The sequence below is a fragment of the Micromonospora cynarisoli genome (genome assembly GCF_030518815.1).
Classification (GTDB): Bacteria; Actinomycetota; Actinomycetes; order Mycobacteriales; family Micromonosporaceae; genus Micromonospora; species Micromonospora wenchangensis.
The window spans coordinates 3401626-3417946 of record NZ_CP130426.1; the positions used below are offsets into that span (position 1 = coordinate 3401626).

Here is a 16321-nt window from a genome sequence, read left to right on the forward strand (position 1 = left end):
CAGCGGGTAGCTTCCGGGTCTAGACTTCCGCCATGACGGCTGTGCAGGTCCCGGGTACCCCGGTCATCTCCGACGGTCGGCTGGTCTCGACGAGCCCGGCCACCGGCGACGAGGCCGGCAGCGTGCCGGCCGCCACCGCCGAGGAGGTGCACCGCGCGGTCGCCCGCGCCCGCACGGCCGGGCAGTGGTGGGCCGGGCTCGGCTTCACCGGCCGCCGCACCCGGCTGCTGCGCTGGCGGGCCCTGCTCGCCCGGCGGGTCGAGGAGCTGGCCGAGCTGATCCACGTCGAGGGCGGCAAGCCGGTCGGGGACGCCGTCGTCGAGGTGCTCACCGCCATCGAACACATCGACTGGGCGGCCCGCAACGCCCGCCGGGTGCTGGGGCCCCGTCGGGTCCGCTCCCGGCTGATCCTCGCCGAGTTCTCCGGTCACCTCGAATACCAGCCGCACGGCGTGGTCGGGGTGATCGGCCCGTGGAACTACCCGGTCTTCACCCCTGTCGGTTCCGCCGCCTACGCGCTGGCCGCCGGCAACGCGGTGGTCCTCAAGCCCAGCGAGTACACCCCGGTCGTCGGGCAGTGGCTGGTCGACGCGTTCGCCGAGGTGGTGCCGGAGCAGCCGGTGTTCACGGCGGTGCACGGCCTCGGCGACGTCGGCGCGGCGCTGTGCCGCTCGGGCGTCGACAAGGTGGCCTTCACCGGTTCCACGGCGACCGCCCGCCGGGTGATGGCCGCCTGCGCCGAGTCGCTGACCCCGGTGCTGCTGGAGGCCGGCGGCAAGGACGCGATGATCGTGGACGCCGACGCCGACCTGGACGCCGCCGCCGAGGCGTGCGTCTGGGGCGCGCTGACCAACGCCGGGCAGACCTGCATCGGCATCGAACGGGTCTACGCGGTCGCGGCCGTGCACGACGCCTTCGTCGGCAAGGTGGTCGCCCGCGCCGAACGGCTGACCGTCGGCGCGGACTCCGCCGACCTCGGCCCGATCACCATGCCGAGCCAGCTCGACGTGATCCGCCGGCACATCGACGAGGCCATCGCCGCCGGAGGGCGGGCCGTGCTGGGTGGTCCCGCCGCCGTGCAGCCACCGTACGTGCACCCGACCGTGCTGGTGGACGTTCCCGAGTCCGCGTCGGCGATCCGCGAGGAGACCTTCGGCCCGACCGTGACCATCACCCGGGTCGCCGACGCCGACGAGGCCGTACGCCGGGCCAACGCCCTGCCGTACGGCCTGGGGGGTTCGGTGTTCGGTCGGCGCGACGCGGTGGCGATCGCCCGCCGGCTGCGCTCGGGGATGGCGTCGGTCAACTCGGCGCTCACCTTCGCCGGGATGTCCACGCTGCCGTTCGGCGGGGTGGGCGACTCGGGCTTCGGCCGCATCCACGGCGAGGACGGGCTGCGGGAGTTCGGCCGGGCCAAGTCGGTCACCAGGCGGCGGGCCCGGTCGCTGCTGCCCGCGATGACCTTCGAGCGGACCCCGACCGACGTGGCCCGGATCGTCAAGGTCACCAAGGCGCTGTACGGCCGCCGTTGACCCCGACCGGTGGGCGGCCCGCGGACCGGTGGTCAGAACAGGGTCAGCTCGTCGCGCACGATGCCGCGCAGCCGGTCGTAGTCGACCACCACGCAGCGGATGCCCCGGTCGGTGGCGAGGACCCGGGCCTGCGGCTTGATCTCCTGGGCGGCGAAGACGCCTGTCACCGGGGCGAGCAGCGGGTCCCGGTTCATCAGTTCGAGGTAACGGGTGAGCTGCTCGACGCCGTCGATCTCGCCGCGCCGCTTCACCTCGACGGCGACCGCGCCGGCGTTGGCGTCCCGGCAGAGCAGGTCGACCGGGCCGATCGCGGTCATGTACTCCCGCCGGACCAGGGTGAAGCCCTCCCCCAGCGTCTCCGGGTTGGCGGCCAGCAGCTCCTGCAGGTGCGCCTCGACGCCGTCCTTGCGCAGCCCCGGGTCGACGCCCAACTCGTACGAGGTGTCCTGGAAGACCTCCTCCAGGGTGATCCGCAGTTCCTCACCGGCCTTGTTGACCACCCGCCACACGCCGGGGGCCTCCTCCAGCCGACAGGGCGGGCTCATCCAGTTCAACGGCTTGTACGCGCGGTCGTCGGCGTGGATCGACACCGACCCGTCCGCCTTCACCATGAGCAGGCGGGTGGCCAGCGGCAGGTGCGCCGAGAGCCGTCCGACGTAGTCCACCGAGCACTTCGCAATCACCAGACGCACCCGACGAGGGTAGCGGAGGACCGGCCGGTCACCGTCGAGCGGCACTGGCGTGCCGGTGCGATGCTGAGATGGTGTTCGAAGTCCTCACCGGCACCGGGCTCGCCGCCTCGGCGGGCCTGAACGCCTACATTCCCCTGCTCACCATGGGTCTGCTCGCCCGCTATACGAGCCTGATCGACCTGCCCGGCGGCTGGCAGTGGCTGGGCAACGGCTGGGTGCTGGCGATCCTCGCGGCGCTGCTCGCGGTCGAGGTCGTCGCCGACAAGGTGCCCGTCGTCGACCACGTCAACGACGTCGTGCAGACAGTGGTCCGCCCCACCGCCGGCGGGCTCGCGTTCGGCGCGGGGTCGGGCTCGGAGACGGTGACGGTGAGCGACCCGGGCGGGTTCTTCTCGTCCCACCAGTGGGTGCCGGTGGCCGCCGGTGTCGTCATCGCGCTCGGAGTGCACCTGTTCAAGGCGGCGGCCCGACCGGTGGTCAACGCGACCACGGCGGGCTTCGGCGCACCGGTGGCCAGCACCGCCGAGGACGCGACGAGCGTGCTGATGTCCCTGGTGGCGATCATCCTGCCGGTGCTGGTGCTGGCGTTCCTGCTGGGCATGGTGGCGTTCGTGGTCTGGTTCCTGCGCCGACGCCGGGAGCGCCGCCGGGACCGCGAGGCGGCCCGCGCCGCCGGCTACCGGGTCTGACCCACGCCGCACGCGTCGATGGCCGGCGCCCCGGGTGGGGTGCCGGCCATCGTGTCGTACGGGTCAGCTGTTCCAGTGGTGGGCGACGAGGTCGGCGGCCTGCTGTTCCCACTGGGCGTAGTGGTCGGGGTAGGCCGACACCTGCACCGTCTGGGCGGCCTTGGTCAGGGGCATGTCCTGCCAGCCGTCGACCTGCTTGAGGCCCTTGAGGAACGCCAGGGTCGCGTACTCGGGGTCGGTGATCTGTTCCACCGTGCCCCAACCGGAGGACGGACGCTGCTGGAACAGGCCCTGCGAGTCGTGGTCGTTGCGGTCACCCAGGTGACCCAGGTTCTCCAGCTTCGACTCCTGGAGGCTCGTGGCGATGGACACCACGGCGGCCCGTTCGTCCATGCCGGCCTTCTTCGTCGCCGCGATGATCGCCTTGACGTTGCTGGTCTGCTCGTCGTTCAGCTCGATCCGGGACTGCTCACCCTGCACACCGTGCGGGATCAGCCTGTCCTTGTCCACGGCCGGCTTGTCGGCCTGCACCACGGCCACGGTGTGGTCGACGGCGGTCGACTCGGCGGCGCCGTGGTTCAGCGGGCCGGCGGCCAGACCACCGGCGACGGCCAGACCGGCGATACCGAGAACACTCTTACGCAGAATGGTGGTCTTCATGGGGGATGCTCCTTCGAGGGGGTCGACGCCACCCGACCGGTCGGGGGACCGGGCCACCGGCGCGAGCCGGCGGTGGGGGCGTAAGCACCACGACGAGGCGCTCATGAGGGGAAGTTCCCAGGTCTCCGGCGGGCCCTGCCGCTCGCGCCGGAACCAGATGTAACGACCGGGGCCCCGCGTCATTCCGGGGCGCTGCCCGCCTCCGGGCTGGCCGGGCGGGGTGCTGCTGCGGTCGTACAGAGGGTGTAACGACTGCGGGCCGGCCGGGATTCCGCCGTCAGGGTGCCGCCGGTCACGGGACGCCCGGCCCGGTCGACCCCACCCCGGACACCGGTGACGTCCCGACCGCGCCGAACCGGACATCCAGCGCACACGTGATGCCCGCACCGACCAGGCGGGGGTCGCCGCACCGACACCCGGCCGGGCACCGGCCCGCCCCGGGAGCGGGGTCGTCCGGGCGGGGTCGCCGCGGTGGCGGGTGTCCTACGGGGTGATCAGCGGTGGAACGGCCTGCGGCCACCGGGCCGGCACCTATCATTTGTGGCATATCTACCGAAAGTGAGGTTGTCATGACCGCAGCGATGGAAATGCCCCGGGTCCAGGAGTGCGCGGCCTCGTCCTGCGCCTACAACCACACCAACGACTGCCACGCGTTCGCCATCACCATCGGCAGCGCCGACCACGCACACTGCCACACCTTCGTGGAGCTGCCGGTGCGCGGTGGCCTCGACCGGCTCATCGCCCAGGTCGGCGCATGCAGCCGGGCCGACTGTCGGCACAACGCCGAACTGGAGTGCCGCGCCCCGGCGATCACCGTCGGCCCCGACAACGACCTGGCCGACTGCATGACCTACCAGAGCCGCTGACCGACCGACCACCCACGGGGCCGGGGGCACACGCTCCGGCCCACCGGCCGTCCCCCAGTGTGCAGCACCTCACAGGGCCCCGTCGGGGACGAGTGGGCCGCCTCGACGCGACCCGGCCGACACCGGCCCACCCCGGACAGCCGCGCCTCACGGCCTGGTCGCACACTGGACGGCATGGATGACGAGCTCGCGATCTCCGTACGGGGACTGCGCAAGGCGTACGGCGACAACGTCGCGGTGGCGGGGGTGGACCTCGACGTCCGCCGGGGCGAGGTGTTCGCCCTGCTCGGACCGAACGGCGCGGGCAAGACGACCACGGTGGAGATCCTGGAGGGCTACCGGCAGCGCGACGCAGGCCAGGTCAGCGTGCTCGGCACCGACCCCGGTCTCGTCCTCGGGTCCCGCCCGCGCGGCCCACGGGCGGGCGCACCGGGCAGCCACCGGGGTCAGGCGGCCGACTGGCGCTCCCGGGTCGGCATCGTGCTCCAGGGCACCGGCGAGTTCGACGAGCTGACCGTCGCCGAGGTCGTCCGGCACTTCTCCCGGTTCTATCCCGAGGCGGACGACCCGGACAAGGTCGTCGAACGGGTCGGGCTGGGTGCCAAGGCCAACGCCCGTACGCACACCCTCTCCGGCGGGCAGAAGCGCCGGCTCGACGTGGCGCTGGGCATCATCGGCCGCCCCGAGCTGCTCTTCCTCGACGAGCCCACCACCGGCTTCGACCCGGAGGCGCGGCGCGAGTTCTGGGAGCTGATCCGGGACCTCGCCGCCGCCGGCACCACCATCGTGCTCACCACCCACTACCTGGACGAGGCCGAGTCGCTCGCCGACCGGGTCGGGGTGATCGCCGCCGGCCGGGTGATCGAGGTGGCCCCGCCGAACCTGCTCGGCAACCGCCAGAACGCCCTGGCGACGGTCTCCTGGCGTACCCCGGACGGGACGCCGGAGACGGCGCAGAGCGCGACGCCGACGGCGCTGGTGGCGGAGCTGGCCGCGCGCTTCGGTGGCGAGGTGCCCGGTCTCACGGTGACCCGGCCGACCCTGGAAGACGTCTACCTGAGCATGATCGGACACTGATGACCACCACCACGAAGCCGGCGACCCCGCCCGGCACCACCGGCCGACGGCGGGTCGGGCCGGGCGCGCTCGCCCTGCGCCAGGGCCGGCTGGAGATCACCCAGTTCCTACGCAGCCGGGAGTCCGTCGTGTTCACGATGGGCTTCCCGATCATCATGATCCTGATCTTCGCGTCGATCTTCGACGGGACGATCGGCGGCGGGGTGAAGTTCACCCAGTACTTCATCACCGGCATGATCGCGACCGGACTGATGACGGTGAGCTTCCAGAACCTCGGCATCTGGATCCCGATCGAGCGGGACCGGGGCGTGCTCAAGCGCTACCGGGGCACCCCGATGCCGAAGTGGGTCTGGTTCGCCGGCAAGGTGATCATGGTGGTGGTGGTCGGCATCGCCGAGACCGCGCTGCTGCTGGCGGTCGCCGTGGCCCTGTTCGACCTCGACCTGCCGGCCACCGCCGGGAAGTGGTTCACCTTCGGCTGGGTCGCCGTGCTCGGGGTGACCGCCTGCACCCTGTGCGGGATCGCCATCTCGTCGCTGGCCCGCACGGCGCGCAGCGGCTCCGCCGTGGTCACCCCGGTCTCCCTGGTGCTCCAGTTCATCTCCGGGGTGTTCTTCGTCTTCACCGACCTGCCCACCTGGATGCAGCAGGTGGCGGCGTTCTTCCCGCTCAAGTGGATGTGTCAGGGCCTGCGCGCGGTGTTCCTGCCGGAGAGCTTCGGCGCGCAGGAACCCGCCGGCTCCTTCGAGCTGGGCCGGGTCGCCCTGGTCCTCGGGCTGTGGTGCCTGATCGGCCTGGCGCTCTGCCTGACCACCTTCCGCTGGACCACCAAGCGGGACGGCTGACCCGTCGGGCGTGCCGGGCCCGCCGTGATCAACGCAGTGGTGCCGATGTTGCGGTATCCACCGGTGGGGATACCGCAACATCGGCGCACCAGCGCACCGGGCTCAGTACGAGTAGAACCCCTGGCCGGTCTTGCGGCCCAGGTCACCGGCGGTGGCCATCCGCTGGAGCAGCTCCGGCGGGAAGAACTTCTCGTCGGCCGTGTCGGTGTAGATGTTCCTCGTGGCGTTCAGCAGGACGTCCACGCCGGTCAGGTCGACAGTGGCCAACGGACCCATCGCGTGACCGAAGCCCAGCTTGCAGGCGGTGTCCAGATCCTCGGCCGACATCACCCCGGACTCGACCAGCTTGACCGCCTCCATGGCCAGCGCGCAGATCAGCCGGGTGGTGACGAAACCGGCGATGTCCCGGTTGACCACCACCACCGTCTTGCCGATCTCCTCGGCGAACGCCCTGGCGGTGGTCAGCGTCGCGTCGCTGGTCTTGTAGCCGCGCACCAGCTCGCACAGCTTCATCATCGGCACCGGGGAGAAGAAGTGGGTGCCGACGACCGACTCCGGCCGCTGCGTGGCGGTGGCGATCTGGGTCACCGGGATGGCCGACGTGTTGGTGGCGAGCACCGCGTCCGCCCTGCAGATCTTGTCCAGCGCGCGGAACACCTCGTGCTTGATCTCGATCTTCTCGAAGACCGCCTCGACCACGATGTCCGCGTCGGCGGCGGCCTCCAACTCGGTGGTCGGGGTGATCCGGCCCAGCGTGGCCTCGACGTCGGACGCCTCGATCCTGCCCTTCTCGGCGAACTTCGTCAGCGACTTCCGGATGCCGTCCACACCGCGCGTCGTGGCCGCGTCGTCGATGTCGCGCAGCGTCACCTGCCAGCCCGCCTGCGCCGCCACCTGGGCGATGCCGGAACCCATCAGCCCGGCCCCGACGACCGCGAGTCGACCCGCCATCTGCTTCTCCCTCGCCTGCGATTGAGTGTCTGCCAGCACCCTAGTCGGCGAGCCTGAACGACCGCTAAGCCCCGGACGGTCGGACCGGCGGAGGGAGCGAGGGGCGGGTCAGATGGTCAGCTCGGGGGTCTCCGGGACGGTGCCCCGTTCCACCTCCACACCGAGCGCCCGCAGGTCGGCCACGAAGTCCGGGTAGCCCCGGTCCACGTGGTGCACGTGCGATACCTCGGTGACCCCGTCCGCGCAGAGTCCCGCGATGATCAGCCCGGCGCCGGCCCGGATGTCGGTGGCCCGGACCGGCGCCCCGGAGAGCCGGTCGCGGCCCCGGACCACGGCGTGGTGGCCGTCGGTCTTGATGTCGGCACCGAGACGCACCATCTCGTTGGCGAACATGAACCGGCCGTCGAAGATGTTCTCGGTGATCAGCGAGGCCCCGTCGCTGACCGCCGCCAGGCCGATCGCCATCGGCAGCAGATCGGTGGCGAACCCCGGGTACGGCAGGGTCACCACGTCGACGGCGGTCGGCCGGTCGTCGGCGCGTACCCGGAAGGCGTCGCCCCGGGTCTCCACCAGCGCGCCGGCCGACACCAGCTTGTCCAGCGCGACCTCCAGGTAGGCCGGGTCGATGCCGGTGACCGTCACGTCCCCCCGGGTCATCGCCGCGCCGAACGCCCACGTCCCGGCGACGATCCGGTCCCCCACCGTGGCGTGCCGCACCGGCCGCAGCACGGGCACCCCGGCGATACGCAGCGTCGAGCTGCCGCAGCCGGAGATCCGGGCGCCCATCCGGTTGAGCATCGTGCAGAGGTCGACGATCTCCGGTTCCCGGGCCGCGTTGTCGATCGTCGTCACGCCCCGGGCCAGCACCGCCGCCATCACCAGGTTCTCGGTGGCGCCCACACTGGGGAAGTCCAGCACGATCTCGGCCCCCCGCAGCCCGTCCGGGGCGGCGGCGATGACGAAGCCGTGCTCGCCGGAGACCTCCGCGCCCATCCGGGCCAGCCCGGCGATGTGCATGTCCAGGCCACGGGAGCCGATCGCGTCCCCGCCCGGGTGGGCCACCCGCACGTACCCCCGGCGGGCCAGCAGCGGGCCGAGCACGCAGATCGACGCCCGCAGCCGACGCACCAGGTCGTAGTCGGCGTCCGCGCCGGGCTGCTCGGGCACGTCGATGACGACCGACCGGGACCGGGCCTGCCCGCCGTGCCCGACCATCGGGTCCACCGGGTCGTCCGCCGCGAAGTGCACCGCGCAGCCGAGCCGGCGCAGCACCTCGCCCATGATGGCGATGTCGGTGATCCGGGGCACGTTCGTGATCACCGTACGCCCGGGGGCCAGCAGCGCCGCCGCCATCAGTTTCAACGCCGAGTTCTTCGCCCCGACGACGTGCACGGTGCCGGCCAGCCGGGCGTCGCCGCCGACCCGGATGACGTCGACCGCGTCGACCGCCGGGTCACCGGCGTCACCCGGTCCCACCTCCACCGGCCAACCGGCCGCAGCGGGCCGTGCCGGGATCGTCAGGTCCGGTATCCGTAGGCTGTGCGTCATGGCCGTCCACCTCACGCGCATCTACACCAAGGCCGGCGACGCCGGCATGACCAGGCTGAGCAACAACGAGCAGGTGCCGAAGACCGATCCACGGATCGCCGCGTACGCGGACGTCGACGAGTGCAACGCCGCGCTCGGCGTGGCACTCGCGCTGGGGCAGCTCGACGACGAGCTGCGGGCCGTGCTGGAGTCGATCCAGAACGACATGTTCGACGTCGGCGCCGACCTGGCCACCCCCGTCGAGCCGGACCCGGCGTACCCACCGCTGCGGGTGACCGAGGAGTACGTCGAACGCCTCGAAGGCTGGTGCGACGAGTACAACGGGCGACTGGGCAAGCTCGACTCCTTCATCCTCCCCGGCGGCACCGCTGGCGCGGCGCTGCTGCACGTGGCACGGACGATCGCCCGGCGCGCCGAACGGGCGGCCTGGGCCCTGGTCGCCCACGATCCGGATCGCACCAGCTCCCTTCCGGCAAAGTATCTCAACCGCCTCTCCGACCTGCTGTTCATCCTGTCAAGAACGGCCAATCCGGGCGGCGATGTGCTATGGGTCCCCGGCGGCAAGCGCTGAGCACGGGCGGGCTGCACCACGTCGAGGTCTGGGTACCCGACCTGGCCGCCGCGAAGCGCAGCTGGGGCTGGCTGCTCGGTGAACTGGGTTGGACGCCGTACCAGGACTGGCCGGCCGGCTGCTCCTGGCGGCACGGCCCGACGTACCTGGTCGTCGAGGAGTCCCCGGCACTGACCGGGCGGGTCCACGACCGGCTCGCCCCGGGCGTCAACCATCTGGCCTTCCACGCCGGTCCGCCGCACGCGGTGGACCGGCTGGTGGCCGCCGCCGCGGACCACGGTTGGACGCTGCTGTTCGCCGACCGCCACCCGCACGCGGGTGGCCTGGACAGCTACGCCGCCTACCTCACCGACCGGCAGGGCTACGAGGTCGAGCTGGTGGCCGCCGTCGCCGAACGGTGACCGCGCCCGGCCGGGCGAACCGGCGGCGGTGCCGGGTCAGGCGGCGGGCCAGTCCTGGGAGGCCATACGTGGCGAGGCCGCCCCGGGCGGGGCGGCCTCGAGCCAGGAGGAGAAACCGGTCACCGTGGAGCGGGCCATGGCGATCTCGACCGGAGCGTGTTGACTGGTACAGCGGAGGATCACCCAGTCGGACGGCATGGAGAGCCGTTCCTGCCCCTCGGGCAGCCGCCGCCGCTCCACCACCAGCTCCTTGCGGGAGAGCACCCGCTTGGGCCGCAGGGCGAAGCTGAACATCCGGTACCAGCGGAGCTGGTCGCCGACGAACCGCGCGAAGCCCGGTGACCAGCCCCGGCCGTCCAGGACGGTGGTGACCCGGACGCTCAGCCGGATGATGCCGCCGCTACGGGTGACCAGGGCCCGCCGGACGAAGAGGATCAGGAGCGCGGCGAGGATCACCGCGATGCCGACTCCGATCCCTTCGACGATCTCCATCGGCGGGTGAACTCAGCGGGCCGGAGTGGCCGGGGTGGCGCTTTCGGCGAGCACGGTGACGCTCTCCGCGCCGACCGACAGGAACCCGCCGGTGATGTCGTAGGCGACCTGCTGGCCGCCGGCCTGCTTGATCCGGACCTGGCTGGGCTCGGCGAGCTGGCCGAGCAGCGGCGCGTGCCCCGGCAGCACACCCAGCTCGCCTTCGGTCGTGCGGGCGACGACCATTTCGGCCTCGCCGGACCAGACCTTCTCCTCGACGGCTACGAGGTCGACGTGAAGCTGCTGTGCCACGCTGTCTCCTTGCTGCGGCGACGGATTGTCGAAAGTCTAGTCGGACCGCCGTCGCCGCCCCAACGCGGGTGCCGAGACCTGCACCACCCTCCGGCGTGTCGGCTGACCGGACGGCGGTGTCGGCACCCCCGCAGGGGTCACTTGACCTTGTTACGGAACTCCGGGTGCTCCAGCAGGAAGGCGTCCAACTGCTCGTTCTTGAGGGCGGCGAAGAAGTCGTCGGCGGCGGGCAGCAACCGCTCCCCCCGGTAGCCGTTGCCGGTGCCGATCCCCTCCCCGGGCAGCTTGATCAGCTCGACGTTCTCCGAGCGGATGCCCTTGAGCGCGATGGCGAAGTCGACCACGCTGTTGCCCCGGCCGTTGAAGGTCAGCGACTGGCCGGCGGCCCGGATCACCCGGTCCAGCTTGATCGGGTTGGTCACCACGTCGGCGCTGAACGCCTGGCTGACCATCGCCTTGATGAACTGCTGCTGGTGCCGCTGCCGGCCGTAGTCGGCGTCCGGGACGCCGTTCCTGGGGTAGCGCTGCCGGACGTAGTCCAGCGCCTGCCAGCCGCTGAGGTGCTGGTCGCCCTTCTTGTAGACCGCCTGCGGCCCGATGTACCCCTCGCCGTACGGGTTGCCCTTGCGGTGCTTGCCGTTCGGCTCGCGGTGCTCGGACTTGACCTCCCGCTCGATGTACATGTCGACGCCGCCCATCGCGTCGACGATCTTCTGGAAGCCGGTGAAGTTGATGATCGCCCCGGCGTCGAACCGGCTGATCCCGGTCGCCTTCTGCACGGTCCTGGCGAGCAGTTCGAAGCCCTGGGCCGCACTGGGGTTCTTGCCCTCGACGATGCTGCCGTGCGACATCGCTCCGTTGATCTTGCCGGAGCCGCCCCGGTAGCCGGCCTTGTCGAACCTGGGGATGTCGACGTAGAGGTCACGCGGCACGGAGAAGAGGTACGCCCGGTCCAGCGACTCGGGCACGTGCAGCACCATGATCGAGTCGGCCAGCGGCGGGGTCTTCGCGTCCCGCGGGTCGATACCCACCAGCAGGATGTTCAACGGGCCCCTGACGTTGCTCTTGCGTTCCTGCGCCCCGGCCGCCTTGTCGCCGAAGAGGTCGGCCTTGCCCACCGAACCCTCGTAGCGCGACAGCAGCGTCTCGTAGCCCACCAGGACCGCGCCGCTGAGCATCAGCAGCACGACCCCGAAGATGGTGCACACGCGGGCCCAGCGGGGCACCCCGGACCAGATCGACCGCCTGCCGCTCCTGCCGGCCTTGTCGACCTCGACGGCCTTGCCCACCGTGCCGGCCCTACCGTCCCTGCCGCCCTTGCCGGCCCTACCGTCCCTGCCGCCCTTGCCGGCCCTACCGTCCCTGCCGCCCTTGCCGGCCCTACCGTCCCTGCCGCCCTTGCCGGCCTTGCCCACCAGCAGCTCCATTCGTCGCGCACGGGGACTCGTCACGAGGATTCGTCACGCCCACGAAGAGGAGACGGGCGTACCCGGTCGAAAAGTTGCACCACCGACCCCCGAACCCGAGAGTCGTTCTCGAAACGGTACCGCGCCCCCGGAGCGACCGCTCGCCCGGCAACCGGACAGCGGCCCCCGCCAGGCAGGAAAGGCCGAGGGCCACCCCGGTCGACCGGGGTGGCCCTCGCAGAACGACTGTCGGGAGGCTCAGCCCTCCGACATCAGCTCCTTCGCCTTGCGCTCCAGGTCCTCCAGACCGCCGCACATGAAGAAGGCCTGCTCGGGGAAGTGGTCGTACTCGCCCTCGCTGATCTTCTTGAACGCGTCGATGGTCTCCTCGATCGGGACCGTCGAGCCCGGCACGCCGGTGAACTGCTCGGCGGCGTAGGTGTTCTGGGAGAGGAAGCGCTCGATCCGGCGGGCCCGGCCGACGGTGAGCTTGTCCTCCTCCGAGAGCTCCTCGATACCGAGGATGGCGATGATGTCCTGGAGGTCCTTGTAGCGCTGGAGGATGCGCTTGACCTCGGTGGCCACCGCGAAGTGCGCCTCGCCGACGAACTCCGGGGCGAGGATCCGGGACGAGGACGCCAGCGGGTCCACGGCCGGGTAGATGCCCTTGTCGGAGATCGACCGCTCCAGGTTGGTGGTCGCGTCCAGGTGGGCGAAGGTGGTCGCCGGCGCCGGGTCGGTGTAGTCGTCGGCGGGCACGTAGATCGCCTGGAGCGAGGTGATGGCCTGGCCCCGGACGGAGGTGATCCGCTCCTGGAGCTCGCCCATCTCGTCGGCCAGGGTCGGCTGGTAACCCACCGCGCTCGGCATCCGGCCGAGCAGGGTGGAGACCTCGGAACCGGCCTGGGTGAAGCGGAAGATGTTGTCGATGAAGAGCAGCACCTCCTGCTTCTTGACGTCCCGGAAGTACTCGGCCATGGTCAGCGCCGACAGCGCCACCCGCAGCCGGGTGCCCGGCGGTTCGTCCATCTGGCCGTAGACCAGCGCGGTCTTGTCGATGACGCCGGACTCGGTCATCTCGGCGATGAGGTCGTTGCCCTCACGGGTACGCTCACCCACGCCGGCGAAGACCGACGTACCACCGAAGTTCCGGGCCACCCGGGTGATCATCTCCTGGATGAGCACCGTCTTGCCCACGCCCGCGCCGCCGAACAGGCCGATCTTGCCGCCCTTGACGTACGGGGCGAGCAGGTCGATGACCTTGATGCCGGTCTCCAGCATCTCGGTCTTCGGCTCCAGGTCCGCGAAGGCCGGGGCCTTGCGGTGGATGCCCCACCTGTCGTCCGCGTCGAGCGTCTCGCCCTCGGTGAGGTTGAGGCACTCGCCGATGGCGTTGAAGACGTGGCCCTTGACCGCGTCGCCCACCGGGACGGTGATCGGCGAGCCGGAGTCGGTCACCTCGGCGCCCCGGACCAGACCGTCGGTCGGCTGCATCGAGATGGCCCGGACCAGGTTGTCACCCAGGTGCTGGGCGACCTCCAGGGTGAGCGTCTTCGCGCCGCCGGAGAGGTTCACCTCCACGTGCAGGGCGTTGAACAGGGTCGGCATGGCGTCGCGCGGGAACTCGGCGTCGACGACCGGGCCGATGACCCGAACCACGCGACCGGTGGCCGTACTGGTCTCTGCCGGTCCCCCGGCAACTGCGGATACAGTCATCACACTTCACTTCCCGACGCGGCCAGCGCGTTCGCGCCGCCGACGATCTCACTGATCTCCTGGGTGATCCCGGCCTGGCGGGCCGAGTTCATCTCACGCGTGTACTTCTCGATCATCTCTTCGGCGTTGTCGGTGGCGCTCTTCATCGCCCGCCGCCGGGCCGCCGACTCGCTCGCCGCCGACTCCAGCAACGCCGCGTAGATCCGCGTGTTGATGTACTTCGGCAACAGCGCGTCGAGCAGCGACTCCGCCTCCGGCTCGAACTCGTACGCCGGCAGCAGCCCCTCGGACCGTGGCCGGTCCTCTACCTGCATCGGGCCGATGATCTTCGTGACCGGGTTCTGGGTCATCAGGCTGTGGAACTCGGTGTAGACGATGTGCAACTCGTCGATGCCGAGCACGCCGTCCGGCCCGGCGTCGCCGTCGGTGTCGTCGGCACCGGCGGTGAACGCCGCGATCAGCGTCTCGCCGACCTCACGGGCGTCGGCGAAGGTGGGCTGCTCCGAGAACCCGGTCCAGTTCGCCGCGATCTGCCGGTTGCGGAACCGGTAGAACGTCAGGCCCTTGCGTCCGATGACGTAGAGCACCGGCTCCTTGCCGTCGGCGGTGAGCCGTGCGATCAGCGACTCGGCGGTCCTGATCGCGTTGGAGCTGTACCCGCCGGCCAGGCCCCGGTCGGAGGTGACCAGCAGGACGCCCGCCCGCCGCACCCGCTCGCGCGGAGTGAGCAGCGGGTGGTCGATCCGGGCGTTCGAGGCCAGCGCGGTGAGCACGCCGGTGATCGCCTGGGCGTACGGCAGGGACGCCGTCACCCGGGCCTGGGCCTTGGCGATGCGGCTCGTCGCCACGAGCTCCATCGCCTTGGTGATCTTCTTCATCCCCTTCGCCGAACGGATTCGCTGGCGAAGAACGCGTACCTGGGCCGCCATGAGTCAGCCCTACTGCTTCTCGGCGTCGCCGCCGGCGTAGCGGGTGACCGTCTCCCGGTCGGACTCGCCCTCCAGCGGCTTGGCCGGCGCGTCGTTGACCCGGCGCTCGTCGGCCTTGCCGAGGAAGACCTGCTTGAACTCGCCGACGGCCGAGTCGAGCGAGGCGGCGATGTCGTCGCCCCACTTGCCGTCCGCGATCGAGGCCAGCACACCCTCGTGCTTGTGCCGCAGGTACTGGAGGAACTCCGACTCGAAGCGACGGATCTCGCCGACCGGGACGTCGTCCAGCTTGCCCTCGACGCCCGCCCAGACCGAGACGACCTGCTCCTGCACCGGGTACGGCGAGTAGTTCGGCTGCTTGAGCAGCTCGACCAGCCGGGAACCCCGGTTCAGCTGGGCCTGGGAGGCCTTGTCCAGGTCGGAGGCGAAGGCGGCGAACGCCTCCAGCTCACGGAACTGGGCCAGGTTGAGCCGCAGCGAGCCGGAGACCTTCTTCATCGGCTTCATCTGCGCGGCGCCACCGACCCGGGAGACCGAGGTGCCGACGTTGATGGCCGGCCGGACGCCCTGGTTGAACAGGTCGGACTCCAGGAAGATCTGGCCGTCGGTGATGGAGATGACGTTGGTCGGGATGAAGGCCGAGATGTCGTTGGCCTTCGTCTCGATGATCGGCAGACCGGTCATCGAGCCGCCACCCAGCTCGTCGGAGAGCTTCGCGCAGCGCTCCAGCAGGCGGGAGTGCAGGTAGAAGACGTCACCCGGGTACGCCTCACGGCCCGGCGGGCGGCGCAGCAGCAGCGACACGGCCCGGTACGCCTCGGCCTGCTTGCTCAGGTCGTCGAAGACGATCAGGACGTGCTTGCCGCCGTACATCCAGTGCTGCCCGATGGACGAGCCGGTGTAGGGGGCGAGGTACTTGAAGCCCGCCGGGTCGGACGCCGGGGAGGCCACGATGGTGGTGTACTCCAGCGCGCCCGCGTCCTCCAGGATGCCCTTGATCGAGGCGATCGTGGAGGCCTTCTGGCCGATGGCGACGTAGATGCAGCGGACCTGCTTCTTCGGGTCGCCGGAGCGCCAGTTGTCCCGCTGGTTGAGGATGGTGTCCAGCGCGACGGTGGTCTTGCCGGTCTTCCGGTCGCCGATGATCAGCTGCCGCTGGCCCCGACCGATCGGGGTCATCGCGTCGATCGCCTTGATGCCGGTCTGCAGCGGCTCGTCGACCGACTGCCGGGACATCACGTTGGGGGCCTGGAGCTCCAGCTCGCGGTAGCCCTCGTCGGCGATGTCGCCGAGGCCGTCGATCGGCTGGCCGAGCGCGTTGACCACGCGGCCGAGGAAGGCGTCGCCGACCGGCACGGAGAGCACCCGGCCGGTGCGCTTGACGCGCTGCCCCTCCTCCAGCTTGGCGGAGTCACCGAGAACGACGACACCGATCTCCCGCACGTCGAGGTTCAACGCCACGCCGAGCGTGCCGTCCTCGAACTCCAGGAGTTCGTTGGTCATGGTCGAGGGCAGGCCCTCGACGTGGGCGATGCCGTCACCGGTGTCGGCGACGGTGCCGACCTCCTCGCGGGAGACGTCGGTCGAGTAGGAGGAGACGTAGCGCTCCAGGGCGCCGCGGATCTCCTCCGTCGAGATGGTCAGCTCGGCCATCC

At 71.0% G+C, this 16321-nt stretch carries 17 protein-coding genes; 7 read left to right on the forward strand and 10 right to left on the reverse strand.

Translation table 11 applies throughout. The annotated features are described in order from the left end of the window. The first annotated feature begins 32 nt into the window (after positions 1-32). Positions 33-1532, forward strand: coding sequence for an aldehyde dehydrogenase family protein (locus Q2K16_RS14345; protein WP_302745985.1), 1500 nt, complete (start codon positions 33-35; stop codon positions 1530-1532). Between the two features lie 32 nt (positions 1533-1564). Here the strand turns inward: Q2K16_RS14345 and nucS are convergent, their stop codons facing one another. Continuing rightward, positions 1565-2224 (reverse strand): endonuclease NucS, encoded by a 660-nt coding sequence (gene nucS / locus Q2K16_RS14350; protein ID WP_145921447.1) that lies wholly within the window; start codon positions 2222-2224, stop codon positions 1565-1567. Positions 2225-2295: 71 nt separating this feature from the next. Here nucS and Q2K16_RS14355 point away from each other — a divergent pair, with 71 nt between their 5' ends. Beyond that, on the forward strand, positions 2296-2913 hold the full coding sequence (locus tag Q2K16_RS14355) for a DUF4126 domain-containing protein (RefSeq protein WP_302746484.1): 618 nt from the start codon (positions 2296-2298) through the stop codon (positions 2911-2913). A 63-nt stretch (positions 2914-2976) separates the two neighbouring features. Here the strand turns inward: Q2K16_RS14355 and Q2K16_RS14360 are convergent, their stop codons facing one another. Next, positions 2977-3573, reverse strand: coding sequence for a hypothetical protein (locus Q2K16_RS14360; RefSeq protein ID WP_302745986.1), 597 nt, complete (start codon positions 3571-3573; stop codon positions 2977-2979). A gap of 569 nt (positions 3574-4142) precedes the next feature. On the opposite strand from Q2K16_RS14360, the gene Q2K16_RS14365 reads away from it, so the two are divergent. From Q2K16_RS14365 to Q2K16_RS14375, 3 genes are all read left to right on the forward strand, one after another. Continuing rightward, the gene (locus Q2K16_RS14365; RefSeq protein WP_302745987.1) at positions 4143-4439 is read left to right on the forward strand and encodes a DUF1540 domain-containing protein; all 297 of its coding nucleotides are present in this window, start codon (positions 4143-4145) and stop codon (positions 4437-4439) included. Between the two features lie 174 nt (positions 4440-4613). Beyond that, positions 4614-5516 (forward strand): ABC transporter ATP-binding protein, encoded by a 903-nt coding sequence (locus Q2K16_RS14370; protein ID WP_302745989.1) that lies wholly within the window; start codon positions 4614-4616, stop codon positions 5514-5516. Continuing rightward, positions 5516-6361 (forward strand): ABC transporter permease, encoded by an 846-nt coding sequence (locus tag Q2K16_RS14375; protein ID WP_302745991.1) that lies wholly within the window; start codon positions 5516-5518, stop codon positions 6359-6361. The genes Q2K16_RS14370 and Q2K16_RS14375 overlap by 1 nt, the downstream gene beginning before the upstream one ends. Before the next feature lie 102 nt (positions 6362-6463). On the opposite strand, the gene Q2K16_RS14380 is transcribed toward Q2K16_RS14375, so the two are convergent. Both Q2K16_RS14380 and murA read right to left on the reverse strand, forming a co-directional pair. Next, the gene (locus Q2K16_RS14380) at positions 6464-7312 is read right to left on the reverse strand and encodes a 3-hydroxyacyl-CoA dehydrogenase family protein (protein WP_302745993.1); all 849 of its coding nucleotides are present in this window, start codon (positions 7310-7312) and stop codon (positions 6464-6466) included. Positions 7313-7420: 108 nt separating this feature from the next. Continuing rightward, positions 7421-8860, reverse strand: coding sequence for a UDP-N-acetylglucosamine 1-carboxyvinyltransferase (gene murA, locus Q2K16_RS14385; protein ID WP_302745994.1), 1440 nt, complete (start codon positions 8858-8860; stop codon positions 7421-7423). On the opposite strand from murA, the gene Q2K16_RS14390 reads away from it, so the two are divergent. Both Q2K16_RS14390 and Q2K16_RS14395 read left to right on the forward strand, forming a co-directional pair. Then, entirely contained in the window at positions 8859-9431 is a 573-nt protein-coding gene (locus Q2K16_RS14390) for a cob(I)yrinic acid a,c-diamide adenosyltransferase (protein ID WP_145921453.1), read from the forward strand. The genes murA and Q2K16_RS14390 overlap by 2 nt on opposite strands. Continuing rightward, complete coding sequence (locus Q2K16_RS14395; protein WP_302745996.1) at positions 9407-9832, forward strand: VOC family protein; 426 nt, start codon at positions 9407-9409, stop codon at positions 9830-9832. Before Q2K16_RS14390 ends, Q2K16_RS14395 begins: the two co-directional genes overlap by 25 nt. 36 nt (positions 9833-9868) lie before the next feature. Here Q2K16_RS14395 and Q2K16_RS14400 read toward each other — a convergent pair whose 3' ends face one another. The 6 genes from Q2K16_RS14400 to atpA all read right to left on the reverse strand — a co-directional run bounded on the left by Q2K16_RS14400 (position 9869) and on the right by atpA (position 16319). Continuing rightward, positions 9869-10324: a DUF2550 domain-containing protein gene (locus tag Q2K16_RS14400; protein ID WP_302745997.1), complete on the reverse strand. Its 456-nt coding sequence runs from the start codon at positions 10322-10324 to the stop codon at positions 9869-9871. 12 nt (positions 10325-10336) lie between these two features. Beyond that, positions 10337-10615 carry a F0F1 ATP synthase subunit epsilon gene (locus Q2K16_RS14405; protein ID WP_067312863.1) on the reverse strand — a complete coding sequence of 93 codons (279 nt, stop codon included), beginning with the start codon at positions 10613-10615 and terminating at the stop codon, positions 10337-10339. 137 nt (positions 10616-10752) lie between these two features. Further along, positions 10753-12066, reverse strand: a complete 1314-nt coding sequence (locus Q2K16_RS14410; RefSeq protein WP_302745999.1) for an LCP family protein — start codon at positions 12064-12066, stop codon at positions 10753-10755. 213 nt (positions 12067-12279) lie between these two features. Further along, the gene (atpD, locus tag Q2K16_RS14415) at positions 12280-13737 is read right to left on the reverse strand and encodes a F0F1 ATP synthase subunit beta (protein WP_302746000.1); all 1458 of its coding nucleotides are present in this window, start codon (positions 13735-13737) and stop codon (positions 12280-12282) included. Next, a complete protein-coding gene (locus Q2K16_RS14420; protein ID WP_088642782.1) occupies positions 13737-14666 on the reverse strand; it encodes a F0F1 ATP synthase subunit gamma in 930 nt (309 codons plus the stop codon). Before Q2K16_RS14420 ends, atpD begins: the two co-directional genes overlap by 1 nt. Before the next feature lie 9 nt (positions 14667-14675). Next, the gene (gene atpA, locus Q2K16_RS14425) at positions 14676-16319 is read right to left on the reverse strand and encodes a F0F1 ATP synthase subunit alpha (protein ID WP_302746002.1); all 1644 of its coding nucleotides are present in this window, start codon (positions 16317-16319) and stop codon (positions 14676-14678) included. Positions 16320-16321: the final 2 nt, after the last annotated feature.